Source organism: Pseudomonas sp. Marseille-P9899 (assembly GCF_903166565.1).
Lineage (GTDB): Bacteria > Pseudomonadota > Gammaproteobacteria > Pseudomonadales > Pseudomonadaceae > Aquipseudomonas > Aquipseudomonas huaxiensis.
Window position 1 is genome coordinate 162,726 of the sequence record NZ_CAESCG010000004.1, and the last position, 26,475, is coordinate 189,200.

Consider the following 26,475-nt stretch of genomic DNA (forward strand, 5'->3'; position numbering starts at 1 on the left):
CTCCACAGCAGTAGGAGTCGCCCAATGAAAAAGCCCGTCCCCGATCCCCCGACCCTCGAACTCACCCGCGTGTTGACCTGCCCGGTCCCGTTCGGCCCGACCGATTTCCATGGCAATCCGATGTTCATCGCCCGCGAAGGCATCTGCGCCGAAGACGCACTGGTCCATGTCAGCCAGATACTCAACAGCGTTCAGGCCTACGCCTACGACAGCGCCGAATACCTGAGCTTGAACGACAAGGCGATGGCACTGGGGATCGCCCAGCAGGCAGAGATGGCGAAAGCGCTGGTGGATGCGGTGCTGGCGGGCGTCACTCGTAGTGGTAGCGGCAGGCCAGGATAGTCAGCGTACCCGCTTCATAGAAATAGATCAGGCGGGGCTCGATGGTGATCCGGCGAGAGTGGTAGCCGCTCAGGTCGCCCTTGAGTGCTTCAGGTTTGCCCGCGCCGGAAAAAGGCGTGCGCAAGCACTCCAGAATCAGTCGGTCTACCGCAGCGGAGATTGCCTCGTCATTGGCCTTCCAATGCTGATAGTCCTTCCAGCCATTGGGTGTGAAGGCGATTGAAACGCCGTGGCGGGCTTCTTGTTTGTTGCGCTGTTTAGTCTTCTGTTGGGACATTCAACGACATCTCCTGCGTGAAGACCTTTCCCGCTTTATGTTGCGCAATGGACTCGCGCAGCCATGCCGCATTCTTCTCGTTGCCCAGCAGGTAGACGGTTTCCGCCATTGAGTTGTAATCCTCAAGGGACATGACCACTACAGGTTCACCGCGTTGGCGGGTGATCACCGCCGGCTCGTGATCCCGGCAAACGTCATCCATGGTCTGTTTCAAATTGGCACGTGCCTCGCTGAAAGTAAGGATCTGCATGATGTGGTTTCCGTAGGAGAGCGGGCGGAGGAACTGAGAGCGAATCATGGTACAGAGCTTTGTACGCATCAAGGTCGATTCGTCTGAAGTTGCCCATGCCCACGTCCTATTCCTGCCCCGCCGGCCGATACTGCAACGCCTCCGCCAGATGATCCCGGCGAATGTCCTGGGCTTCTTCCAGGTCCGCCAACGTCCTCGCCACCTTGAGCAAGCGATGCGCGGCGCGGAGGGAAAGGGTCAGCCGCTCACATGCGTTCTCCAGCCAGCGCTCGTCGTCTGTGGATAACCCGCAGTGCCGACGCAGGCCGGGCAGGTCGAGGAAGGCGTTGGCACAGCCCTGTCGGCGCTGCTGGCGCTCGCGGGTGATGGCGACCTGATGGGCGAGGGTGGCGCTGTCGGGGCCGTTGTCGATGGAGGGTGAAAGGGCGGTGGCTTCGCGGGCGACGGTGAGGTGCAGGTCGATGCGGTCGAGCAGCGGGCCGGAGAGTTTGTTGCGATAGCGCTGGACCATTTCACTGCTGCAGCGGCAGCGGCCAGTGGGGTCGCCAAGATATCCACAGGGGCAAGGGTTCATCGCCGCGACCAGTTGAAAGCGTGCCGGAAAGCGCACCCGGTCCCGCGCTCGCGCCACCACGATCTCGCCTGATTCCAGAGGCTCGCGAAGCACCTCCAGCACGCGGCGCTCGAACTCGGGGAGTTCATCGAGGAACAGGACGCCGTGATGGGCGAGGGTGATTTCGCCCGGCGTCGGGCGTGAACCACCACCAACCAGTGCCGGCCCGGAAGCCGAGTGGTGCGGGTGGCGAAAGGGTCGTTGCGGCCAACAGTCCAGCGGCTTGGAGCTTGCCACGGACTGAATCGCCGCGACTTCCAGCGCCTCGCGCTCATCCAGTGGCGGCAACAGGCCGGGCAGGCGGCTGGCGAGCAGTGTCTTGCCGGTGCCAGGCGGGCCGGTGAAAAGCAGATTGTGAGCCCCCGCGGCCGCCACCAGCAGCGCGCGTTTGGCGGCGAGCTGGCCCTGCACTTCGCTCAGGTCCGGGTAGGGGCGGGGCTGCATGAGCAAGCCGTTGGCCTTGTAGGGTTCCATCGGTTGTTGCCCGCTGAAATGTCCGACCAGTTCCAACAGATGTCCCGCCGCATACACCACCAGCCCCGACGCCATGCACGCTTCTTCGGCATTTTCCTTCGGCACCACCAGTGCGCGTCCGGCTTCGCGGGCGGCAAGGGCGGCTGGCAGCACGCCCTGCACTGGACGCACCGCGCCGGACAACGCCAACTCGCCCAGGCATTCCACCCTGTCCAGCGCCGCCAGCGGGAACTGTCCATTGGCGGCGAGTAGCCCCAGGGCAATCGCCAAATCGAAGCGGCCGCCATCCTTGGGCAAATCTGCAGGCGCCAGGTTGAGGGTGATCCGCCGCGCCGGAAACTCCAGCTTCGAATTGAGAATCGCGCTGCGCACCCGGTCCTTGCTTTCCTTGACCGTGGCTTCAGGCAGACCGACCAGCGTCAGGGTTGGCAAACCGTTGGCGAGGTGGGCTTCGATGATGACAGGCGGGGCCAGCACGCCCACCTGGGCGCGGCTGTGGACAAGGGCGAGGGACATGAACGCTCCATGATCATTGCGGGGCCGCGTCGTGCGGCTTTGCAAGGATAGTGGCGGGTTCACGGGGTGCAGGCGGGAGAGTGAATCCGGGTGTTGCCGAGGGCCAGGAGTTCGTTCCCGAAAAGCTGACCTTGCGCAGTAATGCCTGTCAGTTAAACCCATTGGGGTGCGGTTCACGCACCCGTAGGAGCGAGCTTGCTCGCGAAGGGCCCCAAGAGGTTTGGTTGACCGGCATGACCCTGCGCGGCACGTTCGACTGATCAGCCCGGCTGCACCTCGATGGTCAGGTGCCGCACCTCATGCACCGGCAGCAAGCGCTGCCGGATGCTCGCCAGGTCCGCGCTGGCCGCACCCACCACGCTGACGATCGCCGCATGGGCCTGCGGCCCGACCCGCCAGACGTGCAGGTCGGTGATCCGCGCATCCCCCGGTTTCTCCACCAGCGTGCGGATTTCCTCGGCGACGTGCTCGTCGGTCTGGTCCAGCAGCACGCCGGCGGTGACTTTCATCAGGCTCCACGACCAGCGCGCGATCACCAGCGCACCGACGATGCCCATCGCCGGGTCCAGCCACACCCAGCCCAGATAACGCCCGGCCAACAGTGCGGCGATGGCCAGCACCGAGGTGAGGGCGTCGGCGATCACGTGCAGGTAGGCCGAGCGCAGGTTGTTGTCGTGACCGTGGTGGTGATGGTCGTGATCGTGGTCATGCGCGTGTTCGTGTTCGTGGTGAGGGCCATGGCTGTGACCGTGGCCCAGCAGCAGGGCGCTGATGAGGTTGACGATCAGCCCGACCACGGCGATCAGGGTCGCGGTGCCGAATTGCACCTCAGTGGGCTGGAACAGGCGCAGCGTCGATTCGATGCCGACGCTCAAGGCGACGATGCCGAGAATCAGCGCCGAAGCGAAGCCGCCGAGGTCGCCGACCTTGCCGGTGCCGAAGCTGTAGCGACCGCTGGAGGCGTGACGGCGGGCGTAGGCGTAGGCTGCGGCGGCGATGCCGAGGGCACCGGCATGGGTCGCCATATGGAAGCCATCGGCGAGCAGGGCCATGGAGCCTGTGAGGTAACCGGCGGCGATCTCGGCCACCATCATCACCAGGGTGAGAACCACCACCCACAGGGTGCGCCGGGCATTTTCATCGTGGGTCGAGCCAAGGAAGACATGGTCATGGGCGGGCGGTGCGCTGTGGTTCATGGCGGTTCCCCGGTGATTATCTGGAGTAGCGACGGATCGCTTCGAGCAGTTCCTCGACACCCTTGGCGCGCTCTTCATCGCTCAGCGCCGGGTTGGCCACATGGGCCTGGGCGTGGTCTTCGATGATTTCTTCCATCAGGCCATTGATGGCGCCGCGGGTCGCGGCAACCAGGTGCAATGTGGTGGCGCAGTCGTCGTCGCCCTCAAGGGCTTTTTCCACGGCCTGGAGCTGGCCGGCGATGCGTTTGATGCGCTTGAGCAGCGCATCTTTCTTGGAATGGATGTGCGACACGGTATACCCCCTCCCCCTATGTATGTCGCGCACAATGACATACCCCCACCCCCTATACAAGCGCGCAGACGAACGAACGCGGCGAACCTGTGTTCGCGGGGCGAAAAGAGTGCGGGGGAGAAAAACAGACCCGCCGCCTGGAGACGGCGGCGGGTGAGGGGATTACTTCAGATCGACGTTCAGGCTGGGGGTGCCGAACGCTACGAGGCTCGCATTGGAGCCGCTGAAGTAGCCTTTCCAGAAGCCTTCCAGCAGTTCCATGGTTTTGCCGGAACGGTAGGCCTGCTTCACGTCTTTGGTCACCAGGCCGGCACCGGCCACATAGACGCGGGCGCCTTGCAGGTCGGCGTAGAGCTGTTTCTCTTCGACGCGCTTGAGTTCGGCCTGGGCTTGCAGGTCACGAATCCGGTTGTTCACGTAGAAGCTGCCGAAGTCGCTGTTTTCCAGCATGTCGGAAATCAGCAGGATGACCCGCTCTTGCGCTGGCTGGGCGGCCAGGTCGTTGCCGATGTCACGCAGCGAATGGAAGATCTCGCTGCGCGGAATGTCTTCGGAGGCTTCGCGCAGGGTGGTGACGAAGGTTGCGCCGAACTTCTTGCGGAAAAAGTCCTGCTGCTGCGCCACACATTTGTCGAACGAGCGCAGCGACGACATGCCGACACTGTCACGCACCTTGCCTTCGAGTGGCACGTTCAACTCGCCGGCGAAACGCAGTTGCATGAACTGGTTGGGCAGAAACGCCGAGAAGCTGTACAGCCGCACCCGGTCGCCGGGGGCGACGAAGCGGTTGATCTGACCCCAGGTGGCTTTCTGGATGCTTTCGGGCATCGGAATGGTCTGGTCGACGATCACGGTCAGTTCGCGCCCGGAGCCGGGCTGACGGAAGCTGTCGATCTTGGCGTAGCTGTAGCAGTCGGGGATTTCGTTGCGCTCGGCCGCCTGCGCAAGCGCAGGCAGGCACAGCAGCAGGGCGAAGAGGTGCTTGAGCTTCATTCAGATCCCTTCGAATTCTTTGAGCAGGATTTGATCGGCGCGGATCTTCAGTACCGCTTCCGCGTCCAGGCCCTTCTTCTCGCTGACTTTGCGCAGGTCGTCTTCGCTGAAGCGGGTCAGGTCCATGGCACGCATCGCGTCCAGGCCACCGGCTTGCGCGGCGGGTGCTGCCTGCTCGACCGCTGCTGGCTGCACGGCGGCGACCGGCGCTGGCGCTGCAACAGGCTGTGGAGCAACGACCGGAGCGGGTGCTGCGACCGGCTGCGGTGCAACCACAGGCTCGGCAACCACCGCTGGCTGTGGCGCCACGGCAACCGGTGCCGGCTGGGGCACAGGTTGTGCGACCGGCGCGGCCACGGCGGGTTGGCCGGCTGCTGCTGCGGCGGCAGTGGCGGTAGCGGTGGCGTCACGGATAACGGCTTCTTCATGCATGCGCGCGGCATAGGCATTGAAGTCGCGGCCATGGGCGCCGCTGATGGCTTCCTGAATCGCGCGGCCGGTGGTGGGGCGCTGCGACAACTTCATCTGCAGCATGCGCAGCTTGTGGTCGGCATGACCGGAGATGCGGGTGCGCTGGGTCTCCATCCAGCGCTGCAACTCTGAAGCGCTGTTGAACTTGTGGGTGTATTCCCAGGCCTTTTTCGACTCGGCACCGGCGAAGCCGAAGATCGAGGCCATCCACACGCTCACCACCTGGATCGCGATGTAGATCACCGAGAGCACCACGAAGGTGATCAGCGACGCACTGCGGATGGCGTCCATCCGGTCTTCCAGGGTCTTGTCACCGGCTTCCTGATTGACCGCAGCCGACTCTGACGGGAGTTCGAACGGGCTGGCAGCGGACTCGTAGTTCTGTTCGGCGAACACGTTCGGATTGCCGACCATCTCCGTCTCGATGCTCTTGAGCTGATACGCCCGGATGCCAAAGGCGGCGCACGCCATGATCAGCACAACCGCGGCGCAGCCGATGATCATGCCGTGACGCGGGGTGACGGTCTGGTTGGTGCTCAGACGGGCAAGAATGCGGTTGTAGTCCTTGGCATTGCGGTCTTCATCCGTGTTCTTGATGCGGAAGCCCGGCAGGATCTGCTTGAGCGGGGTGTTGCCCTTGTCCGGGTCGATTTCCCACCAGTGACGTGCTTTGTTCACCAGCGAGTTTTTATGGATCGCTCGGCCGGCCGCTTCGGCCATGCCCGCCGAGAGGATCGAGAGCAGGAAGGCGCCGATCCAGGCCAGGTAGGTCTGGTCATTGGAGGACGCGTTCTGGTTGATGAAAGGCGCCAGCACATAGGCGAAACCCACGGCTTCGAACAGGATCAGCAAGAAAATCAGGATCAGCACCCAGGCCGGGCGCTCGCGGCGGTCACCTTCACCGATGGCGTCCAGATAGGCTTCGGACTTGTTGTAGTAGTCCGTGTCCTTGTCGGAGATCGAGTCGTAGTAGTCCCAGTAGTTGTTGCACAGCGCCACTTCGTTGGTCAGCCACTGCTTGCTGTCCAAGTTCATGCCTGAGCGCGACAGCCGCGCGACGGTGCCGATCAGCGGGAAACCGTGCCACACGCGCATGGCGAAGTAGCTGACCTGTTCCCAGTAGACCTTGATCAGAATCACCGAGAGCAAGGTTGTAACCACCGCCCCGGTGATCAGCTTGTTAGCCCCCGCGAGGGCCATGAGCGCTTTGAAGCTCAAGTCTTCCATTGTTCGTTCCTTGTATCAGGTGCGGGTGGGCACGTAGCGGGCGGAGTAGGTTTCACCGGAGCTTTTCGGGTAGAACAGCACCCCGTCAGTGGCCTGTGAGTTGCCTTTGCTGAACACCACGTCCATGCAGGACAGCGGTGCCTTGGGGTTCTGGATGAAGACGCGGTAGAGCACGCGGTCCTGGCCTTCGTAGGTGTTGGCCACGGCGTTGACCTTGCTCAGGGCCTTGCGGTTGCCCTTGTCGTAGTTTTCCACGACCTGGATGAACGGCTGGCGGTCCACCGCAGCGGATTCGCGCAGGATGGACACCGGCGAAATGGTCACCAGGTGGCCGTTGACCGTTTCAGCCCAGACCCGGTTGTTGTAGCCAGGCAGGTAATCGGTGGTGGCACGGTTTTCCACGGCTTTGCCGCTGGCCAGGTTGAACACCTTGCCGCTTTCGCGCGGCTGGTCGGCTTCACAACTGCTCATGGGGATCTGCGACGCCTGCGCGCTGGAGATCAGGGCGAAACCACCGCTCTTGGGCGTGATTGCCTGGCCCAGGGTCCATTGGTTGGTGCTGGCCGGCTTGCCGCCGAAGTCCACTGCTGTGCCTTTGAACGGGCTGGCGGAGCTGGTCGGCGTTTTGGCCGAGGCGACTTCGCTGGACTTGCCTTGCGTGCTGGTCACGACCGGCGACTGCGCCGTGGACTCGCTGCTGGTGTCTTTGCTGGTGTCGGTTTTCGCGACGGTGGTGCTGGTCTTGTCCGTCCCGGTCTTGGCGACCGTGGTGGCGGACTTGTCGCTGCCGGACTTGGCCACGCTGGTGTTCTTGCTCGAGGCGGTTTTGCCGCTGCTGGCGGTCGCCTTGCCTTGAACCGGGGCGGCCGGCGCTGTGGTCGACGTACCGTGGGCCAGGTATTTCGGGTTGTTCTGCTCGGCGTTGATGCGTTTGACCAGGGTCTGCACATCATTCACTTCGACGATTTCCACGCGGCGGTTTTTCGCCCGCTCGGTGACGTCGGTGTTGTCGGCCACCGGACGCGAAGCGCCCGCGCCCTGGAAGTACATGCGGTCGGCGCTGATGCCCTGCTCGGCCAGAATGCTGGCGACAGCGCGGGCGCGTTGTTCCGAAAGCTTCTGATTGGTGGCGGCGCTGCCGGTGGCGTCGGTGTGGCCGACCACCAGGATGGCCGTTGTGTCTTTCTCACCCGGCTTGCTGGCGAAGGCGCTGGCGAGCTTGCGCACCTGGCGCTGGCCGTCGGCGGTCAGGGCCGCGCTGCCCAGCGGGAACATGCCCTGGTCTTCGACCTGGGCGACGAAACCGGCGTCTTCGGGTGCGGCACCCGGTTCGGCGGTCTTCAGGGTTTCGGTCTGCAGGCGCAGGTTCTCTTCCTTGGCGACCTTCTCGAGCTTGTCGATGCGGTTCTTGTACACCAGTGCGATGCCGCAACCGGCGGTGGCGCCGATGAGTGCGCCGCCGATGATCGAGCCGTTGCCCTTTTCCTTCTTGTTCTTCTTGACCATGGCGCCGGCCGCGGCACCCGCGACGGCACCGATGGCGCCGCCGGTAATGCAGTTGACGCTTTCACTGTGGCTGGCGGCGAAGTCGTGCACGGTGGTGCAGCCACTGGTGAAGAGGGCGACGGAAAGGGCCAGGGCCGTTGCACGGAAAGTCCGTGAGCCGATCGGATTCTGAGAGGGGATCAATGGTGCGCTCCTGATGCTCACGACAGAACCTCAGGGCGCTCGCGAAGGGGCGTAGTGAAAATGGTCATCCCTGAAGCAGGCAGGGCGAAGCCTTGTTGGCTTCGCGCGAACGGGCATTTCATCACAGCGAGTGATGGCGCTTCAATGGCGTCAAGAAAAAATCATTACATGATGTGGCCAGCTTTCGGCGCTGGCCAACATTCGCGGGGGTGCGGGTGCGTGTCGCTCACTCGCTGGTGATGGGGTTGAGGCGGGCTTCGAGTTCTTCGAACTTGGATTCCAGCGCTTCAAGGCGAGCGCGGGTGCGAGCGAGCACAACCATCTGGCTGTCGAATTCTTCCCGGCTGACCAGGTCGAGCTTGCTGAAGCCGCTTTGCAGCAGGGCCTTGAACTGGCTTTCGAGTTCGTTGCGTGGCTGCGAGGCGTCGCCACTGAACAGGCGGGAGGCCTGGTCGCTCAGGGCATCGAGAAAGGCTTTGGGCGCGAGCATGATCGGCTGTCCTGTCTGGCAAAGAGGGGCGGCAGTGTAGCACGGGGCAATGGCGGCCTTTTGCTGCACGCTTTTTGAGCATGCCCGGGAATGGTCGCGCACCTTTATTGTGCGTCCCTTGCTTGCTGGCGACTGGCCAAGATCGTGAATCGCTCCCAAGTCGTTGTAATCCGGGCTTTTGTCAGACATGGCAAGGTTTCTGCTAAGACCATCGTGACCCATGCACTGATGCAGTCCCCGTGACGAGGCAGTGCTCAGGCAGCGCGAATACATGTGTTTTGTCAGGAGCGGTACTGGTGTCGGACCGGGCATATAAAGCCGACGAAGCGTTACAAAGCCAGGCACTGCGCTTAGACTTGAGTCGGGTTTGTTTTCCTGGGGCAAGTCCACCAATTCGGGAGAAAGTTTCATGAAGCTAGTCACTGCCATCATCAAGCCGTTCAAATTGGACGATGTGCGCGAGTCGCTGTCCGAGATCGGCGTGCAGGGCATTACCGTCACTGAAGTCAAAGGTTTCGGTCGTCAAAAGGGTCACACCGAGCTGTATCGCGGCGCGGAATACGTGGTCGACTTCCTGCCCAAGGTCAAGATCGATGTCGCCATCGACGACAAGGATCTGGACCGGGTCATTGAAGCCATCACCAAGGCCGCCAACACCGGCAAGATCGGTGACGGCAAGATTTTCGTGGTGAATCTGGAACAGGCTATCCGCATCCGTACCGGCGAAACCGATACCGACGCGATCTAAAACAAGCCGCCCCAAACCCAACGCCCCAGGAGATAACAACATGACTCTGCGTAAGTTCGCAGGGCTAGGAGCCCTTTTGTCCCTCGCAATGCCTGGCCTGGCATTTGCCGAGGAAACCGCGGCGGCGGCAGCAGCCCCGGCGCTCAATTCCGGCGACACCGCCTGGATGCTTACCGCAACTGCCCTCGTCCTGTTCATGACCATTCCTGGCCTGGCGCTGTTCTACGGCGGCATGGTGCGTTCGAAGAACGTCCTCTCGGTGATGATGCAGTGTTTCGCCATTACCGGCCTGATCAGCGTGCTCTGGGTCGTCTACGGCTACAGCATGGCGTTCGATACCACCGGTATGGAACAGGGCGTCACCAACTTCAATTCCTTCGTCGGCGGCCTGTCCAAGGCATTCCTCGCCGGCGTGACTCCGGCAAGCCTGACTTCGGCCTTCCCGGAAGCGGTGTTCGTCGTCTTCCAGATGACCTTCGCCATCATTACCCCGGCCCTGATCGTCGGTGCCTTCGCCGAGCGCATGAAGTTCTCCGCGATGCTGCTGTTCATGGGTATCTGGTTCACCCTGGTTTATGCACCGATCGCGCACATGGTCTGGTCCGGCAACGGCGGCCTGATGTGGGACTGGGGCGTACTGGACTTCGCGGGCGGCACCGTGGTGCACATCAACGCCGGTGTTGCTGGCCTGGTGGCCTGCCTGGTGCTGGGCAAGCGTAAAGGCTTCCCGACCACCCCGATGGCCCCGCACAACCTTGGTTACCCCCTGATCGGCGCCGCCATGCTGTGGGTTGGCTGGTTCGGCTTCAACGCCGGCTCCGCCGCTGCCGCCAACGGCACCGCCGGCATGGCGATGCTGGTGACCCAGGTCGCCACCGCTGCCGCCGCACTGGGCTGGATGTTCGCCGAGTGGATCACCCACGGCAAACCAAGCGCGCTGGGCATCGCCTCGGGTGTGGTTGCCGGCCTCGTCGCCATCACCCCGGCTGCCGGCACCGTCGGCCCGATGGGCGCCCTGGTGATCGGTCTGGTCGCTGGTGTGATCTGCTTCTTCTGCGCCACCAGCCTGAAACGCAAACTGGGCTATGACGACTCGCTCGATGCCTTCGGCGTCCACGGTATCGGCGGTATCGTCGGTGCGATCCTCACCGGTGTGTTCGCAGCACCGGCCCTGGGCGGCTTCGGCACCGTTACCGATATCGGCGCTCAAGTCTGGATTCAGGCCAAGGGTGTCGGCTTCACCGTGATCTACACCGCGATCGTCACCTACGTGATCCTCAAGGTGCTGGATCTGGTCATGGGCTTGCGTGTAAACGAAGAAGAAGAGTCGGTCGGTCTCGACCTGGCACAACACAACGAGCGCGGCTACAACCTGTAACTGTCCTCGAAAAAACTTGCCCGGTTCGCCGGGCATTTTTTCGTCCGGATTTTGCCCTTGTTGGCGACGCAAACGGTTTTTCGCCTCAGGTTCATCGCTGCGGGAATGCATTGAGCGACGGCGCCTGGATTGTCAGCGGAAAACTTACAGGCATCCGGGAGATTTAGGCACTTTGCTTTTTCATCGGGCACGCTAGAATGCGCGCCGTGGGGTGATGATGGCCTGTTCACACACTTCATGGCCCTTTGCTAGGCTTGTCGATGAGCAGGCCCAGTCGGCGGGGTAAAGTCCGGTGTGGTTGAACCGGCAGCTCTTTATTTGGTCAGGCTCAAAGTAGCCTGCACGGCGCTCGTCAGGCGACACGGCGGGTGCTGTCGATCACGGGTTACCCGAGGTCTGTTTTTTCTCCAGCGGTCGTAAACCTCCACGGCTGCTGGTCTATAACTAATCTGCTTTTCGCAAGTCATGAGGTAGAACATGAGCGACGACGATCTGGAAAACGATGACCTCGAAGTAGGCGACGAAGACGAAGGTGATGAAGGCCTCGAAGCGGCAGCCGACGATGTAGCGGACGACGCGGGCGATGACAGCCCGGCGCCGGCTGCCAAGGGCAAGTCCAAGGCTGCGGCAGCGGTCGACGAAATGCCGAGCATGGAAGCCAAGCAGAAGGAGCGCGACGCTCTCGCCCGTGCGATGGAAGAGTTCCTGAATCGCGGTGGCAAAGTGCAGGAAGTCGAAGCCAACGTGGTTGCCGACCCGCCCAAGAAGCCTGACAACAAATACGGTAGCCGTCCTATCTGAGGCCGCTGTAACAAAAAAGCCCGCCATTGCAGCGGGCTTTTTTGCGTTTGGGGTTCAGCGCCAGCGGGCGAGCACTTCCGGCAATTGCGACAGGCGCTGGATTTCCGCGTCCGGGCGGCTGTCGGCTTGCCAGGCTTTGCCCTGGGGGTTGAACCACACCGCGCGCAGGCCGGCCTGTTGCGCCCCGGCGATGTCATCACCGGGATGATCGCCGATATGCACTGCGGCACCCGCCTCGACGCCGCCCTGGCGCAAGGCTTCAAGGAAGGGCGCCGGGTCCGGCTTGCCGATCCCCAGGTCTTCGGCGCAGAGCGCGAATTTGAAATAGTCGGCCAGGCCCAGGCGGCGCACATCGGCGTTGCCGTTGGTGACCACCCCGAGGGTGTAATGGTGGCGCAGGATCTCCAGCACCGGCTGCACCTCGGGGAAGATATCGATCTGGTGACGGGCGTGGAGGAACACCTCGAACCCTTCGTTGGCCAGCTCGCGGGCGTGCGCTTCGCTGTAGCCGACATCTTCCAGGGCATGGAACAGCACGCGCCGGCGCAAGGCGCTGATGCGGTGCTTGAGGCCGGGCTCGGCCTGCACCAGGCGTTCGCGAATGGCGTACAGGTGCTCGACCGGCACGCCGCCCAGGCTCGGCGCATTGGCCGCCAGCCAGTCGCGCAGGACGGCCTCGGCGCTGACGATCACCGGCGCGGTGTCCCACAGGGTGTCATCAAGGTCGAAGGTGATCAGCTCGATACTCATGAGTCGCTGCCTTTGCTGCGTTTGGCACGAGGGTGGGCGCTGTCGTAGACCGCCGCCAGGTGCTGGAAATCAAGGTGAGTGTAGATCTGTGTGGTGGCGATATCGGCGTGGCCGAGCATCTCCTGGACCGCGCGCAAGTCCTGGGACGACTCCAGCAAATGGCTGGCGAAGGAGTGACGGAGCATGTGTGGGTGCAGGTTCTGCCCCAGCTCGCGCTCGCCTGCGGCGCGGACCCGCAACTGCACGGCACGCGGGCCGAGGCGGCGGCCTTGCTGGCTGACGAAGACGGCGCCGTCTGGCGGGTTGCTCATCGGCCGCAGCGCCAGCCAGAGCTCAAGCGCTTCGCGTGCCTTGCGCCCGACCGGCAGGACGCGGGTCTTGCTGCCTTTGCCGTGCACTTGCACCAGCCCTGCGGGCAGGTCCAGTTGCTCCAGGTTCAGGCTGGTCAGCTCGGAAAGGCGCAGGCCGGAGGAATAGAACAGTTCGAGAATCGCCTGATCGCGGCGGGCGAGAAAATCGTCCTCGACGCCGCCTTCGAGCAGTTGCAGTGCGCGGTCGGTGTCCAGGGTGCGCGGCAAGCGCCGCTCGCCCTTGGGCGCCGCCAGGCCGTTGGCCGGATCGTGCTCGCACAGGCCTTCGCGGTTCAGGTAGCGGTAGAAGCCGCGTACCGCCGAGAGCAGGCGGGCGAGGCTGCGGGAGGACTGGCCCTGGTGATGGCGGCGGGCGATGAACTGGCGCAGTTGCTGGATCTGCAGGGCTTTCCAGTCGCTGATGCCGGCGGTGGCGCACCAGGCGAGGACGCTGTCCAGGTCGCGGCGGTAGGCCAGTTGGGTGTGTTCGGACATCTGGCGTTCATTGCGCAAGTGCGCATGGAACGCCTCCAACTGGCGTTCCATTAGCGCACCGGGCGCAGGGTCTGGGTAACTTGGGGGATGACCCGACCGAGCACTTCGGCGATATAGCCGAGGAACAGCGTGCCGACGGTGCTCTTGTAGTGATGCGGGTCGCGGCTGCCGATCGCCAGTACACCGTGCAGGCCCTGGTTTTCCACCGCGGCCACGGCGCTGGAACCGACGTCCTTGCGCGCCTCGCCGAACAGGAAGTCCAGCTCGTGGTCACGCAGGTTGCCGCTGACCGTCTTGCCGCCGCAGAGCAGCCCGCCAATGGCTTGCTGCGCTTCGCTGGTGCTGACCCAGCGGCCTACTGGCGTGGCGTTTTCACCGAACAGGATGAGGCTGACGAAGGGCACCTGGAAGTCCTGGCGCAGACGGTCTTCGACCGCCATGACCACGGCTTCCAGGCTATCGGCATCGAGCAGGTCGAGGATCAGCCGGCGGGTCTTTTCGAACAGCCGGTCGTTGTCGCGGGCGACATCCATCAGGTGGGAAAGGCGGTGGCGCATTTCGATGTTGCGATCGCGCAGCAGCTTGAGCTGGCGCTCCACCAGCGACACGCTGTCGCCGCGCTGGTGGGGGATCTGCATGTCCAGCAGCAAGTCATCGTGCTCGACAAAGAAGGTGGGGTTGGCACGCAGGAAAGCTGTCACGGCCTCAGCCCCGACGGTGGGCGTTGAGCCCTCCGCGAGGTTGTCGCTGGGCTCTTCGGCTGGCGCCTGGGGCTGATCGGTCATGGCTGGCACTCACTCATAGACGAACCTGTCCTTCATACACCCGAACTGCCGGGCCGGTCATCATGACCGACTGGCCCGGGCCGTTCCACTCGATGGACAAACGTCCGCCGGGCAGGTCGATCAGCAGCGGCGAATCCATCCAGCCCTGGCTGATGGCGGCCACTGCCGCGGCACAGGCGCCGGTGCCGCAGGCCTGGGTTTCCCCGGCGCCACGTTCCCAGACGCGCAGTTGCGCGCGGTGACGGTCGATGACCTGGAGGAAGCCGACGTTCACCCGCTGCGGGAAGCGTGGGTGGTTCTCGATCTGCGGGCCCAGGTCGTGGACCGGCGCCGCATTGATGTCATCGACCCGCAGTACGGCGTGGGGGTTGCCCATGGAAACGGCGGCCAGTTCGACCGTCTGCCCGCCAACTTCCAGCGGGTAGCTCAGCGCCTGGCTCGGTGCCTGGAACGGGATGTCCGCCGGGACCAGCCGAGGCGGGCCCATGTCGACGCAGATCTGGCCGTCGTTGCGCACGTCCAGCTCGATGATGCCGCTCTTGGTTTCGACGCGGATGGTCTTCTTCGCGGTCAGGCGCTTGTCCAGCACGAAGCGGGCGAAGCAGCGCGCACCGTTGCCGCACTGCTCGACCTCGGAACCGTCGGCGTTGAAGATCCGGTAGCGGAAGTCCACCTCCGGGTTGCTCGGCGCCTCGACGATCAGCAACTGGTCGAAGCCGATCCCGGTATGGCGGTCGCCCCACTGTTTGGCGTGCTTGGGCAGGATGTGCGCATGCTGGCTGACCAGGTCGAGGACCATGAAGTCATTGCCCAGGCCGTGCATCTTGGTAAAACGCAAAAGCATCGGGTCACTCCGGCAGCAGGCTTTCGCCGGCAAACAGCTCGGCTACGGTCTCGCGGCGGCGCACTTCGAACGCCTGGTCGCCATCGACCAGCACTTCGGCGCTGCGGCCACGGGTGTTGTAGTTGGAGCTCATGACGAAACCATAGGCGCCCGCCGAACGAACGGCCAGCAGATCGCCTTCGGCCAGGTTCAGGGAGCGGTCCTTGGCGAGGAAGTCGCCGGTTTCGCAGATCGGCCCGACCACATCGTAGGTACGCGGCTCGCCCTGGCGCGGTTGTACGGCGCTGACGTCCATCCAGGCCTGGTACAGCGCCGGGCGGATCAGGTCGTTCATCGCCGCATCGACGATGGCGAAATCCTTGTGTTCGGTGTGCTTGAGGTACTCGACCTTGGTCAGCAGCACGCCGGCGTTGGCGACGATATGCCGGCCCGGCTCGAAGACCAGTGCCAGGTCGCGGTCGCCGAGACGCTCACGCACGGCCTTGATGTAGTCGCCGGCCAGAGGCGGCGCTTCATCGCGGTAGCGCACGCCAAGACCGCCGCCCAGATCCAGGTGGCGCAGCAGAATGCCACACTCGCCGAGGCGATCGACCAACGCCAGCAGGCGGTCGAGCGCATCGAGGAAAGGATCGAGGGAGGTGAGTTGCGAACCGATATGGCAGTCGACACCAACCACTTCCAGGTTGGGCAACTGCGCGGCGCGAATGTACACATCTTCGGCATCGGCGATGGCGATGCCGAACTTGTTTTCTTTCAGGCCGGTGGAGATGTACGGGTGGGTGCCTGCATCGACGTCCGGGTTGACGCGCAGCGAGACCGGAGCGCGCAGGCCCATCTCGGCGGCGACCACTTGCAGGCGTTCCAGCTCCTCGGTCGACTCGACGTTGAAGCAGTGCACGCCGACTTCGAGGGCGCGGCGCATGTCTTCACGGGTCTTGCCGACGCCGGAGAAGACCACGCGATCGGCGCGTCCGCCGGCGGCCAGGACCCGCTCCAGCTCACCGCCGGAAACGATGTCGAAGCCTGCGCCGAGGCGCGCCAGGACGTTCAGCACGCCGAGGTTGGAGTTGGCTTTTACGGCAAAGCAGACCAGGTGCGACATGCCCTGCAGGGCATCGGCATAGCTGCGGTACTGGGCTTCGATATGGGCCCGGGAGTAGACGTAGGTCGGGGTGCCGAAGCGCTCGGCAATCGCCGACAGCGCTACGCCTTCCGCGAACAGCGCGCCGTCGCGGTAGTTGAAAGCGTCCATCGGTGCCCCTTACTGGTGCTGGTGCGATTGCGACTTCTTGCCGTCCTTGCCGTCTTCCGGCAGGTACAGGGGGCCTTTCTGACCGCAGGCGGAGACGAGGCAGGCAACCGCGACGAGCGCCGCGAGGGAGGAAATCAGGCGCTTCATGGCGAAATCCTTTAATTTAAGCAGTATTGCGCCGGAGTATACCGAGCGCCCGACGCCTTGCCTATGTAGCCGGTCCGCCGTCGGGCGGTGCAGCGGGCGCGGCGCGTTTGTCTTTGCATTCGTGGCGCTGCGCTCGTATCTTGCCCGGCTTGCGTGTTGAGCAGACATTTTCGAGGTTCTTGCAATGAGTTTGAGCGAAGCGCGTTTTCACGATCTGGTAGACGCCACCCAACAGGCACTGGAAGACCTGTTCGATGAAAGCGGCATGGACCTGGACATGGAAAATTCGGCCGGCGTGCTGACCGTCAAGTTCGACAACGGCAGCCAGTTGATCTTCAGCCGCCAGGAGCCTCTGCGCCAACTGTGGCTGGCGGACCGTTCCGGCGGTTTCCACTTCGACTTCGACGAAGAAAGCGGCAAGTGGACGTGCGAGAAGACCGAGGAACTGCTGGGCGAGATGCTTGAACGCATCGTCTGGGAGCGCGCCGGCGAAAAACTCGATTTCGAAGAGATCTGAGATGACCGCCGCCGTCAGACCGGCCAAGCCGCTGTACAGCAATGTCAGCCCGGCTGTCCCTTCACCCTGCATCAGCACCTGCCGTCTCGACGAGGCGCGGGTGTGCATTGGCTGCTTCCGGCATGTCGAGGACATTCGCGAGTGGCGCTCGGCAGATGACCAGCGGCGGCGCGAGATTTGCGCGCAGGCGGGTGAGCGGCGGTTGATGGCGAGCTCCTGAGTCGGGGTGTTCGCGCGTCCCGCCGCCTCTTGTGAATTTGTCCCGCTGTGGTAGTGTCAGTCCTCATCGGCCGAAGCCGAACCGTCAAAACCCCGCCCTTGGGCGGGGTTTTGCTTTATTCGATCTGCAAAAAGGAGTCTTACCGGATCATGAGCACCAAGCCCTCCCTCACCCTCACCCGATTGGACGTGCAGCGTCTCGAGCGTCTGATCGACAGTCTCGATGAAGATGTTCCGGGTGTGCTGGCCCTGCAGGGCGAGCTGGACCGTGCCGAGCAGGTGGTCGGTCACGAGGAAATCCCGGCCGGCGTGGTGACCATGAATTCCCGCGTGCACTGCCGCGAGGAAGCGACCGGCAAGGATTACCACCTGACGCTGGTCTACCCGAAGGACGCCGGCAAGGAAGGCAATGTGTCGATCCTCGCACCGATCGGCTGCGCGCTGCTGGGCCTGTCGGTGGGCGAGCAGATCGACTGGCCGGCGCCGGGCGGCAAGACCCTCAAGCTCAAGCTGCTGGAAGTCGAATACCAGCCAGAAGCCGCGGGCGATTTCGACCTCTGATCAGGCCGCCGCCAGCGCCTGGTTCAGCAACCGCTCAAGCTCCTGCTTGTAGCGCAGGTAGAGAATGCTCGAGCCCTGGCCGTCGGCGAGCAGGTCCGACAGGTCCAGGTCGGTGATGTAGCAACGATAGCGCTGGGCATCCCGGCGCTGCTCGATGATTTCCCGGGCGACCACGGTGTAGAGCTGGTCGCCGTGATCCAGTTCGGAAAACTCTTTCTGATTGCAGTACAGCGTGACGTGCAGCGCATCGTCGGCGGCTGCCTGGATGATCGCCTGAACCTCGTAGTAAGGCTGATCCAGCGTCAGTTCCGGGGCCTGCCACGGTTCGACCTGGCGGGCGCGGCCCGTGCCCGAAGGCAGTAACCGGTAATAGAGGATGTCCAGTGGATGGGCTTGTTGCTCGTCCATCGGCAGCCGCGCATTGCGCCGGAACACCACCGACTGCAAGAAGCGCTGCAGCGGCAGCAGCAGGCTGCTGTCGTCGTGGAACGGCAGGCGTTGCTGCCACAGCACGTTGAACTCATCCAGCACATAGACATCCGCCACAGCGTCCTGCACCCGGTAGAAAACCTGAATGCACTGCGGCTGCCCCAGCGGCAGGACCAGCGCCAGGTCGTGGTCTTCCAGCACGTTGCTGTCCAGCGCCAGCGGGCTGTAGCTGCTGCGCTCCTGACCGAGGTAGGTGAGCAGGCGTGCCTGGCTGTCCAGCGACACCAGGTTCACGCCGCTGGCGAGCAGTTCCAGCACATGGGTGTGCTGCTGGACCTGAATCAGGTAGCGATAGTCGAGGTGCTGGTCGTGGAGCGACTGAGCGGTGGTGAACACTTCCTCCACCCGTTGGGCAATCGCCAGCGCACGGTTGTGGCAGAAGCTGCGCACCCGCAGGCCTGGCCGGTGCCGTGCGTGCGCGGGGGTATCGTCGAGGCTGTTGAGGTAGTCGCGTAGGCAGCGCAGCAACGCATGCTCGCCGTCGTAGCGCAGCACCTGCACTTCGTTCCAGCTGTTGAGGGTGATCTGGTCGAGGGTCAGCACCAGGTTTTCCCGCACGCCGGCGTAGCTCAGCGAGTCGGTGCGCTCGGTGGTCATCAGGATGTTCAGGTCGCGGTGATGACGCAGCGGGTCGACGCCGACGTTCACCAGCAACAGCACGTTGTCCGCCACGCTCGGCTGCAGCAGGCGCGCATCGCTGACGGTGCTCAGCGGCAGCACCACGCTCTGTTGCAGGCTGCCGAGCAGGTTGAACAGCTCGTACTCGCTCAGGTCGCTGCTGCCCGGGTGCAGGGCCAGCCGCGTGGAACTGTCGATAACGCCGTTGCGGTGGGCCCAGGCCAGCAGGTCGAGCAGGTCGCGGCTGCGCTTGATCGGCGTGAAATGCTCCCACTCATGGGCGGTCAGGTTGCCGTTGTACAGCCCCCAATGGGTTTGCCCGGGCTCCTTGCGGTCGGGCGACTGGACCACGGTCAAGGTGTCTTCGGCCAGGTCCGGGGCGACGCCCGGGTTGACGAACTCGACCTTGCCGGCACGTCGCTCGAAGGCGGCATACAGGCGCCGGCCGAGGATGTTCAGGTCGCGCTGGTTGATGCTGGCGGTAGCGCCCCGGGTGCGGGCGAACTGATCGAGGAAGCGGTAGCTGTGGTTCAGCTCGGCCACCAGCACCCGCCGCTCGGCCGCGACCTGACGCACCTTCCATTGGCTGCGGCTGTCCAGCAGCGCCAGTTGTCGTTCGTCCCAGCCCCATTCGTGGGTCAGGCGCTCCAGCAGCGCGGATTGCCAGTTGGAACGCTGCCGCGCCAGTTGGCTGATCTTGCGGTTCACCTTCAGGTACAGGCTGCGCCGCACCAGTTCCAGGCGCTGGTGTTCGCCGCGGCGTTGCAGGTATTGCTCGATGCGCCGGTACACCATCATGTACGGGTCGAGTTCGTCCAGGTCCAGCACGTTGGCGAACACCGCCTGCTTGAAGTGCAGGCTCAGGCAGCGCACGTCCGGGTGCTCGCTGGCGTAGACCTCGGTCAGCAGCAGCTTGAGCACGGACTTGTAGGGCGATTCGATGCCCTTGAACAACTGCCACAAGCCGGCGCCGACGAACTCGCCGGGCGGGATGTGCGACAGGTTGCCGAGGTCGAGCACTTCGTCGCCGGGCACGAAGCGTTTGGACAGCAGGGTTTCGGTATAACGGGCGTAGTTGGCTTCTTCGTAGACCGGCACCAGCCACCACAGCGGCGTGCGTCCGGCCAGCCAGATGGCGGTGCGGTAGAACTCGTCCAGCAACAGGTAATGCTGGGTGGTGCCGCAGTCGTCGGAACTGAGGCGGCTTTCGCGCTCGCCGGTGATGAACTGCCGCGGTTCGATCATGAACAGGTGCGCTTCGGCGCCTTGGCTGGCGGCCCAGATTTCCAGCAACTGGCATTTCTTGCGCAGCTCGGCCACTGCGACCTCGCCCAGGTCCGGGGCGTGGCAGACCCAGATGTCCATATCGCTTTGTTCGGCCTGGGCCAGCGTGCCCAGGCTACCCATCAGGAACAGGCCGTGGATCGGCAGCCATTGTTCGCCGCGTTTGGCTTTGTAGGAAAACGAGCGGGTCAGGCGCTGGGCATCGGCCAGGGCCAGGGGCGTCGGCTCATAGGCGGACACGCCGGCAGGCGTCGTGCCGGACACATAGCCGGGCAGCAGCGGATGATTGACGTGGAAGAACAGCGGCAGCAGGGTCAGGACCTGTTGCTGGCGGCTGGAAAGTCCTTCCATGGCCCGGGCCAGACGCCCTTGGTTGAGATCCAGGAAGCGCTTGCGCAGCTGGCTGAGGACTTTTCGATCGATGCCCTGATCGAGGTTCGGGCGAATTTCCTGGGGGTGATTCATCGCGAGCTTTAAACCGGCCGTCATGAAGGCATGGGCGAGTTTAGCCGTTGTCGCGTTGTAGGAATAAGCGCTATTTGATTTTTGACGTCAGATTTCCAGCGCCGTTTGTCGGCGCCACCGAATCTGTCGTGGCAAGCCCGCGGTAGCGCGGGCTTGTCGGAGGAGGGAGGCGGTCAGGCCGGTTCGGCGACGTTCAGAATGGTCAGCAATTGCTGGGCTGCTTCTGCGGCATCGTGGCCCAGTTGAGTGAGGTAGCCGCCATCGGGCTGGTCGATCAGCTTCTTCTCGTAGAGGCGCTTGGCCGCCGCGATAATATGAGGGGCGGCGGTGTTGTGGACTTTAAGTCCTTCCTGGGTGCTGTCCAGATTGAACAGCGCGAGGATTTCCAGTTCGGCAACCAAATCGGGGGTAAACGACATAGATACTCCGGACTTCAAGAAAAAGGAGGGCGGCACCTCTGCGGATGCCTGGTTTTGCAGTGTAGTCAGCCTCGCCTGGCTTTGCGTCAGTCTTTCTCTGGCGGCAGCTCGGGCAGGGCGCGCAGCGCGGTTTCATACCATTCGGTGTTGAAGGCGCGGTCATCTTCAAGCATGGCATCGATCTCGATGGCCAGGACATGGGCCATCAGGTTGAGGATGTCCTCACGCTCGTAGCCCACCAGGGTCAGCTTGTTGAACGCTGCCTTGGCTGCCGGCGGCTCTTCGCTTTCAATCTGGTTTTCGATGGCTTGGGTCAGGGTCGATTCGGCGAAGGCTTCTTCATCGTCGTTGTCGATATCGTGGTCGCTCATGGGCGCGCTCCTCGGGATGAGGCAGCCAGTTTGCCACGGCCTTGGCGACAATGCCGGGGTATCTGCCGCTTGGATGATGCTGGTCAGTACCGGGCATTGGGTCTATAACACCCCGGCCAACCCCTTACGGCCTGGAGGCTGTTTTCATGCTCAAGCTTCATGGATTCGCAGTCAGCAACTACTACAACATGGTCAAGCTGGCACTGCTGGAAAAAGGCCTGCCGTTCGAGGAGGTACTGTTTTTCGGCGGTCAGGTGCCGAGCTCGCTGAAAATCAGCCCGAGGGGCAAGGTGCCGGTGCTGGAGACCGAGCACGGTTTCCTCAGCGAAACCGACCTGATCCTCGATTACATCGAGCAGACCCAGCCGGGCAAGGCGTTGCTGCCGAGCGAACCGTTCGCCCGCGCCAAGGTGTGGGAGCTGGTCAAGGAGATGGAGCTGTATATAGAGCTGCCGGCGCGCGCGTTCTACCCGCAGACCTTCTTCGGCGCCGAAGTGCCCGAGGCGATCAGGGAAAAGGCCTGGACCGAATTGCAGAACGGCATCGCAACCCTCAAGCGCAACGGGGTGTTCACCCCTTACGTCGCGGGTGAGAGCCTGACGGTGGCGGATATCTTCTTCTGCTTCAGCGTTGATCTGGCTCGTGCGGTGGGCAAGAAAGCCCATGGCGTGGACTTGCTGGAAGACTTCCCGCAGGCCAGCGCACTGCTGGAGCAGTTCGCGCAGAACCCGCATGTGGTGGCGATCAATGAAGCCAAGGCGGCGCAGTTCCCGACCTTCCTGGAGCAGGTGGTCAAGGCGCGTAGCCAGTAGTAAAGGCGTGGGAGCGAGCAAGCTCGCTCCCACGGTCACTCAGCGGCTGGCCAGCAAGGCCTGGCCGCGGGCCACGGCAGCGCGAACCTGCGCCGGCGCGGTACCACCAATGTGGTTACGAGCGTTGACCGAACCTTCCAGGGTCAGCACTGCGAACACGTCCTGCTCGATCTGGTCGCTGAACTGGCGCAGTTCGTCCAGGCTCATCTCGGCCAGGTCCTTGCCGGTCTCCACACCGTATTTCACGGCATGGCCGACGATTTCGTGGCAATCACGGAACGGCAGGCCGCGGCGTACCAGATAGTCCGCCAAGTCGGTCGCGGTGGAGAAACCGCGCAGAGCTGCTTCACGCATTACCGCGTGACGCGGCTTGATCGCCGGGATCATGTCGGCAAAGGCACGCAGCGAGTCGCGCAGGGTGTCGGCGGCGTCGAACAGCGGTTCCTTGTCTTCCTGGTTGTCCTTGTTGTAGGCCAGTGGCTGGCCTTTCATCAGGGTCAGCAGGCCGGTCAGGGCGCCGAATACGCGGCCGGTCTTGCCGCGAACCAGCTCGGGAACGTCCGGGTTTTTCTTTTGCGGCATGATCGAACTGCCGGTGCAGAAACGATCCGGCAGATCGATGAACTGGAACTGGGCGCTGGTCCACAGCACCAGCTCTTCCGAGAAGCGCGACAGGTGCATCATCGCCACGCTGGCAGCGGCGCAGAATTCGATGGCGAAGTCGCGGTCGGACACGCCGTCCAGCGAGTTGCCGGCGACGGCTTCGAAGCCCAGCAACTGGCAGGTCAGCTCGCGGTCGATCGGGTAGGTGGTGCCGGCCAGCGCGGCGCTGCCCAGCGGCATGCGGTTGGTGCGCTTGCGGCAGTCGACCAGGCGCTCGTAGTCGCGGCTGAGCATCTCGAACCAGGCCAGCAGGTGGTGGCCGAAGGTCACCGGCTGCGCGGTTTGCAGGTGGGTGAAGCCGGGCATCACGGTTTCCGCTTCGCGCTCGGCCTGCTCCAGCAGACCCTGCTGCAGACGGGTGATTTCGGCGAGGATCAGGTCGATTTCGTCACGCAGCCACAGGCGGATGTCGGTGGCCACCTGGTCGTTGCGGCTGCGCCCGGTGTGCAGCTTCTTGCCGGTGATGCCGATGCGGTCGGTCAGACGCGCCTCGATGTTCATGTGCACGTCTTCAAGGTCGATGCGCCAGTCGAAGTTACCGGCCTCGATCTCGCCCTGGATGGTCTGCAGGCCGTCGATGATGGTGTCGCGTTCGGCGTCGGTGAGCACGCCGACCTTCGCCAGCATCGTGGCGTGGGCGATCGAACCCATGATGTCGTGGCGGTACAGGCGCTGGTCGAAGGTGACGGAGGCGGTGAAGCGGGCGACGAAGGCGTCGACGGGCTCACTGAAGCGGCCGCCCCAGGACTGGTTGGTCTTGTCAGTGCTCATGGATTCGCTCGTTGAAGGCGTGAACGGGAAAAAGTGCCGCAGATGATAACAGGGTTGCCGGCTGCTACGAGGCCCGGAAGTCGGCACGCATGCGGGTTGGTGTCGCAGCTGCACGGGATATTTATCGATTGAACGGCAGTGTTCCGGCAACCGTCTACAGTTGGACAAAGGATCGGCATGTTTGCTGTCGAACCAGTGAATCTTTAGCCATCGTGCGAGTCTGAGCGTGGATCGCCGTGACGGTCGTCACCTCACCTGTCTACGTTACCCTTGTGCGAGACTCACGCAGGAATCCAGCGCAATATGAATGTCCTGATCGTTGATGACGAACCCCAAGCCCGCGAACGCCTGAGCCGGCTGCTCGGCGACCTGGAGGGCTATACCGTGCTGGAGCCCAGCGCCACCAATGGTGACGAGGCTCTGGCGTTGATCGACAGTCTGAAGCCCGACGTGGTCCTGCTCGACGTGCGCATGCCGGGTGTTGACGGCCTGCAGGTCGCTGCCCGTCTTTGCGAGCGCGAATCCCCGCCGGCCGTGGTGTTTTGCACCACGGACGACGAGTTCGCCGTGCAGGCGCTCAAGGACAGCGCCGTGGGCTACGTGCTCAAGCCGGTGCAGGGCGAAGACCTGCACAACGCCCTGCGCAAGGCCGACCGGCCCAACCGCGCGCAACTGGCGGCCCTGACTCGCCCTGCCGCCGAAAGCGGCAGCGGCCCGCGCAGCCATATCAGCGCGCGGACCCGCAAGGGCATCGAACTGGTCCCCCTCGACCAGGTGATCTATTTCATTGCCGACCACAAATACGTGACCTTGCGCCACGAAGGCGGCGAGGTCTTGCTGGATGAGCCGCTCAAGGCCCTGGAAGACGAGTTCGGCGATCGCTTCGTGCGCATCCACCGCAACGCGCTGGTGGCCCGCGACCGCATCGAGCGCCTGCAGCGAACGCCGCTCGGGCACTTCCAGCTGTTCCTCAAGGGGCTCAACGGTGACGCGCTGATCGTCAGCCGGCGTCATGTGGCGGGTGTGCGCAAAATGATGCAGCAGCTTTAGGGCGGGGCAGGAAAGCCAGACGACCAGGGATGGTCACTTTTCAGATGACATAGATCTGCAAGAGGCTTTGGCGGAGCTGTTATTATCCGGCGAATCTTTCTGCTACGGATCGTTCCATGTCCACTCGCGAAATCCGCATTGCCACTCGCAAAAGTGCCCTTGCCCTGTGGCAGGCCGAATATGTCAAAGCCCGTCTGGAACAGGCCCATCCGGGACTGATCGTGACCCTGGTGCCGATGGTCAGCCGTGGCGACAAGCTGCTCGATTCGCCGCTGTCGAAAATTGGCGGCAAGGGCCTGTTCGTCAAGGAGCTGGAAACCGCGCTGCTTGAGCAGGAGGCCGACATCGCCGTGCATTCGATGAAGGATGTGCCGATGGACTTCCCCGAGGGCCTGGGCCTGTTCTGCATCTGCGAGCGCGAAGACCCACGCGACGCCTTCGTTTCCAACACCTTCTCCAGCCTCGAAGCGCTGCCGGCCGGCAGCATCGTCGGCACCTCCAGCCTGCGCCGTCAGGCCCAGTTGCTGGCGCGCCGGCCTGATCTGGAAATCCGCTTCCTGCGCGGCAACGTCAACACCCGCCTGGCCAAGCTGGATGCCGGCGAGTACGACGCGATCATTCTCGCCGCCGCCGGCCTGATCCGCCTTGGTTTCGAAGACCGCATCACCGATTCCATCAGCATCGACGACAGCCTCCCGGCGGGCGGCCAGGGCGCGGTGGGCATCGAGTGCCGCAGTGCCGATCACGAAATCCACGCCCTGCTGGCGCCGCTGCACCACGCTGATACCGCCGACCGCGTCAGCGCCGAACGCGCGCTGAACAAGCACCTCAACGGTGGCTGCCAGGTGCCAATCGCCTGCTACGCCGTGCTTGAAGGCGAGCAACTGTGGCTGCGCGGCCTGGTGGGCGAGCCCAGTGGCGGCGCGCTGCTCAGTGCCGATGCCCGCGCCCCGCGTGCACAGGCCGAGGCGCTGGGTGTCCAGGTTGCCGAGGCACTGCTGGCGCAAGGCGCTGGCGATATCCTCAAGGCGGTGTACGGCGAGGCCGGTCACCCGTGACCTGCTGGCGGCTGCTGCTGACCCGGCCCGCCGAGGACTGCGCTGCGCTGGCCGCCACCCTCGCCGAGGCGGGTGCATACGGCAGTTGCATGCCCCTGCTGGAAATCGAGCCGCTGACGGTCCTGGATCAGTATCAGGCGCTGATACACAACCTCGATCGCTACTGCGCGGTTATTGTGGTCAGCAAACCGGCAGCCCGGCTCGGCCTCGAGTTGCTTGCCAGGCAGTGGCCGCAGTTACCTGAGCTGGCCTGGTTCAGTGTCGGCGCCGGCACTGCCGGCGTACTCGAAAGCCATGGCCTGACGGCGCACTTCCCCGACAACGGCGATGACAGCGAAGCCCTGTTGCGCTTGCCGCAATTGCAGGCGGCGCTGGCTGGTCCGGCGCCGCGCGTGTTGATCCTGCGCGGTGAAGACGGTCGCGAACTGCTGGCCTCGCAGTTGACCACGCTCGGCGCGCATGTCGACTATCTGCCGCTGTACCGCCGTGGCTTGCCGAACTACCCTGCCAATACCCTGGCGCAGCGGGTTTCGGCGGAACGCCTGAATGGCCTGGTGGTCAGCAGTGGACAGGGTTTTGAACACCTGCGGGCGCTGGCTGCGCAGGATTGGCCGCGTCTGGCGCGGTTGCCCTTGTTCGTACCGAGCCCGCGGGTGGCTGAAATCGCCCGCCAGGCCGGTGCGCAGAACGTGGTGGATTGTCGCGGCGCCAGTGCCGCGGCTTTGCTGGCGGCGCTGCGGGAAACCCCTGCACCCGCTTTCTAAGGCGCTAAGCTGATGCGACGCGCCCCAATGCAAA

General features: G+C 63.7%; 29 protein-coding genes and 2 pseudogenes. 12 read left to right on the plus strand and 19 right to left on the minus strand.

What is annotated here, in order from left to right:
• Positions 1-24: 24 nt before the first annotated feature.
• The gene (locus HWV67_RS20440; protein WP_175652570.1) at positions 25-342 is read left to right on the plus strand and encodes a DUF6124 family protein; all 318 of its coding nucleotides are present in this window, start codon (positions 25-27) and stop codon (positions 340-342) included.
• Here the strand turns inward: HWV67_RS20440 and HWV67_RS20445 are convergent.
• The 9 genes from HWV67_RS20445 to HWV67_RS20485 form a co-directional block, all read right to left on the minus strand.
• Positions 311-619: a Txe/YoeB family addiction module toxin gene (locus HWV67_RS20445; protein WP_175652571.1), complete on the minus strand. Its 309-nt coding sequence runs from the start codon at positions 617-619 to the stop codon at positions 311-313. The genes HWV67_RS20440 and HWV67_RS20445 overlap by 32 nt on opposite strands.
• Positions 600-869 carry a type II toxin-antitoxin system Phd/YefM family antitoxin gene (locus HWV67_RS20450; protein WP_095159874.1) on the minus strand — a complete coding sequence of 90 codons (270 nt, stop codon included), beginning with the start codon at positions 867-869 and terminating at the stop codon, positions 600-602. Before HWV67_RS20450 ends, HWV67_RS20445 begins: the two co-directional genes overlap by 20 nt.
• A 106-nt stretch (positions 870-975) precedes the next feature.
• Entirely contained in the window at positions 976-2,472 is a 1,497-nt protein-coding gene (locus HWV67_RS20455; protein WP_175652572.1) for a YifB family Mg chelatase-like AAA ATPase, read from the minus strand.
• Between the two features lie 260 nt (positions 2,473-2,732).
• A complete protein-coding gene (gene dmeF / locus HWV67_RS20460; protein WP_175652573.1) occupies positions 2,733-3,668 on the minus strand; it encodes a CDF family Co(II)/Ni(II) efflux transporter DmeF in 936 nt (311 codons plus the stop codon).
• A gap of 16 nt (positions 3,669-3,684) precedes the next feature.
• Positions 3,685-3,960, minus strand: coding sequence for a metal/formaldehyde-sensitive transcriptional repressor (locus tag HWV67_RS20465; protein WP_175652574.1), 276 nt, complete (start codon positions 3,958-3,960; stop codon positions 3,685-3,687).
• A 162-nt stretch (positions 3,961-4,122) separates the two neighbouring features.
• The gene (locus HWV67_RS20470) at positions 4,123-4,953 is read right to left on the minus strand and encodes a hypothetical protein (RefSeq protein ID WP_175652575.1); all 831 of its coding nucleotides are present in this window, start codon (positions 4,951-4,953) and stop codon (positions 4,123-4,125) included.
• Entirely contained in the window at positions 4,954-6,651 is a 1,698-nt protein-coding gene (locus HWV67_RS20475) for a PXPV repeat protein (protein ID WP_175652576.1), read from the minus strand.
• 15 nt (positions 6,652-6,666) lie between these two features.
• Positions 6,667-8,340, minus strand: coding sequence for an OmpA family protein (locus HWV67_RS20480; protein WP_256680160.1), 1,674 nt, complete (start codon positions 8,338-8,340; stop codon positions 6,667-6,669).
• A gap of 226 nt (positions 8,341-8,566) precedes the next feature.
• The gene (locus tag HWV67_RS20485) at positions 8,567-8,830 is read right to left on the minus strand and encodes an accessory factor UbiK family protein (protein ID WP_175652577.1); all 264 of its coding nucleotides are present in this window, start codon (positions 8,828-8,830) and stop codon (positions 8,567-8,569) included.
• Positions 8,831-9,239: 409 nt separating this feature from the next.
• Here HWV67_RS20485 and glnK point away from each other — a divergent pair, with 409 nt between their 5' ends.
• From glnK to sutA, 3 genes are all read left to right on the plus strand, one after another.
• Positions 9,240-9,578 carry a P-II family nitrogen regulator gene (glnK, locus tag HWV67_RS20490; RefSeq protein WP_002555808.1) on the plus strand — a complete coding sequence of 113 codons (339 nt, stop codon included), beginning with the start codon at positions 9,240-9,242 and terminating at the stop codon, positions 9,576-9,578.
• Between the two features lie 40 nt (positions 9,579-9,618).
• Complete coding sequence (locus tag HWV67_RS20495) at positions 9,619-10,956, plus strand: ammonium transporter (RefSeq protein WP_175652578.1); 1,338 nt, start codon at positions 9,619-9,621, stop codon at positions 10,954-10,956.
• Positions 10,957-11,433: 477 nt separating this feature from the next.
• Complete coding sequence (gene sutA, locus HWV67_RS20500) at positions 11,434-11,757, plus strand: transcriptional regulator SutA (protein WP_175652579.1); 324 nt, start codon at positions 11,434-11,436, stop codon at positions 11,755-11,757.
• Between the two features lie 54 nt (positions 11,758-11,811).
• Here the strand turns inward: sutA and HWV67_RS20505 are convergent, their stop codons facing one another.
• From HWV67_RS20505 to lptM, 6 genes and pseudogenes are all read right to left on the minus strand, one after another.
• A complete protein-coding gene (locus HWV67_RS20505) occupies positions 11,812-12,507 on the minus strand; it encodes an HAD family hydrolase (protein WP_175652580.1) in 696 nt (231 codons plus the stop codon).
• Positions 12,504-13,403 (minus strand): tyrosine recombinase XerC, encoded by a 900-nt coding sequence (gene xerC / locus HWV67_RS20510; protein WP_175652581.1) that lies wholly within the window; start codon positions 13,401-13,403, stop codon positions 12,504-12,506. The genes HWV67_RS20505 and xerC overlap by 4 nt, the downstream gene beginning before the upstream one ends.
• Positions 13,403-14,137: a DUF484 family protein gene (locus HWV67_RS20515; protein ID WP_175652582.1), complete on the minus strand. Its 735-nt coding sequence runs from the start codon at positions 14,135-14,137 to the stop codon at positions 13,403-13,405. Before HWV67_RS20515 ends, xerC begins: the two co-directional genes overlap by 1 nt.
• A 13-nt stretch (positions 14,138-14,150) precedes the next feature.
• Entirely contained in the window at positions 14,151-14,981 is an 831-nt protein-coding gene (gene dapF, locus HWV67_RS20520) for a diaminopimelate epimerase (RefSeq protein ID WP_095156478.1), read from the minus strand.
• A 4-nt stretch (positions 14,982-14,985) separates the two neighbouring features.
• On the minus strand, positions 14,986-16,233 hold the full coding sequence (gene lysA, locus HWV67_RS20525; RefSeq protein WP_175652583.1) for a diaminopimelate decarboxylase: 1,248 nt from the start codon (positions 16,231-16,233) through the stop codon (positions 14,986-14,988).
• Between the two features lie 12 nt (positions 16,234-16,245).
• Positions 16,246-16,380 (minus strand): annotated as a pseudogene (gene lptM, locus HWV67_RS20530) (LPS translocon maturation chaperone LptM); the annotation flags it as partial.
• A gap of 184 nt (positions 16,381-16,564) precedes the next feature.
• On the opposite strand from lptM, the gene cyaY reads away from it, so the two are divergent.
• From cyaY to rnk, 3 genes are all read left to right on the plus strand, one after another.
• Positions 16,565-16,897, plus strand: coding sequence for an iron donor protein CyaY (gene cyaY / locus HWV67_RS20535; protein WP_095156475.1), 333 nt, complete (start codon positions 16,565-16,567; stop codon positions 16,895-16,897).
• Position 16,898: 1 nt separating this feature from the next.
• Positions 16,899-17,117 (plus strand): DUF1289 domain-containing protein, encoded by a 219-nt coding sequence (locus tag HWV67_RS20540; protein ID WP_175652584.1) that lies wholly within the window; start codon positions 16,899-16,901, stop codon positions 17,115-17,117.
• Positions 17,118-17,266: 149 nt separating this feature from the next.
• On the plus strand, positions 17,267-17,677 hold the full coding sequence (rnk, locus tag HWV67_RS20545; protein WP_095156473.1) for a nucleoside diphosphate kinase regulator: 411 nt from the start codon (positions 17,267-17,269) through the stop codon (positions 17,675-17,677).
• Here the strand turns inward: rnk and HWV67_RS20550 are convergent, their stop codons facing one another.
• The 3 genes from HWV67_RS20550 to HWV67_RS20560 form a co-directional block, all read right to left on the minus strand.
• Positions 17,678-20,533: a class I adenylate cyclase gene (locus HWV67_RS20550; protein ID WP_175652585.1), complete on the minus strand. Its 2,856-nt coding sequence runs from the start codon at positions 20,531-20,533 to the stop codon at positions 17,678-17,680.
• 173 nt (positions 20,534-20,706) lie between these two features.
• Positions 20,707-20,952, minus strand: coding sequence for a TIGR02647 family protein (locus HWV67_RS20555; RefSeq protein WP_175652586.1), 246 nt, complete (start codon positions 20,950-20,952; stop codon positions 20,707-20,709).
• Positions 20,953-21,038: 86 nt separating this feature from the next.
• Positions 21,039-21,323 (minus strand): hypothetical protein, encoded by a 285-nt coding sequence (locus HWV67_RS20560; protein WP_175652587.1) that lies wholly within the window; start codon positions 21,321-21,323, stop codon positions 21,039-21,041.
• A 146-nt stretch (positions 21,324-21,469) separates the two neighbouring features.
• On the opposite strand from HWV67_RS20560, the gene HWV67_RS20565 reads away from it, so the two are divergent.
• Entirely contained in the window at positions 21,470-22,135 is a 666-nt protein-coding gene (locus tag HWV67_RS20565; RefSeq protein ID WP_175652588.1) for a glutathione S-transferase family protein, read from the plus strand.
• Between the two features lie 39 nt (positions 22,136-22,174).
• Here the strand turns inward: HWV67_RS20565 and argH are convergent, their stop codons facing one another.
• A complete protein-coding gene (argH, locus tag HWV67_RS20570; protein ID WP_175652589.1) occupies positions 22,175-23,569 on the minus strand; it encodes an argininosuccinate lyase in 1,395 nt (464 codons plus the stop codon).
• Positions 23,570-23,768: 199 nt separating this feature from the next.
• On the opposite strand from argH, the pseudogene HWV67_RS20575 reads away from it, so the two are divergent.
• The 4 genes and pseudogenes from HWV67_RS20575 to HWV67_RS20590 form a co-directional block, all read left to right on the plus strand.
• Positions 23,769-23,876: pseudogene (locus HWV67_RS20575) on the plus strand (sensor histidine kinase); the annotation flags it as partial.
• Entirely contained in the window at positions 23,873-24,619 is a 747-nt protein-coding gene (locus tag HWV67_RS20580) for a LytR/AlgR family response regulator transcription factor (RefSeq protein ID WP_095156467.1), read from the plus strand. The pseudogene HWV67_RS20575 and the gene HWV67_RS20580, both read left to right, overlap by 4 nt.
• A 116-nt stretch (positions 24,620-24,735) precedes the next feature.
• Complete coding sequence (hemC, locus tag HWV67_RS20585; RefSeq protein ID WP_175652590.1) at positions 24,736-25,677, plus strand: hydroxymethylbilane synthase; 942 nt, start codon at positions 24,736-24,738, stop codon at positions 25,675-25,677.
• The gene (locus HWV67_RS20590; protein WP_175652591.1) at positions 25,674-26,441 is read left to right on the plus strand and encodes a uroporphyrinogen-III synthase; all 768 of its coding nucleotides are present in this window, start codon (positions 25,674-25,676) and stop codon (positions 26,439-26,441) included. The genes hemC and HWV67_RS20590 overlap by 4 nt, the downstream gene beginning before the upstream one ends.
• The last annotated feature ends 34 nt before the right edge of the window (positions 26,442-26,475 follow it).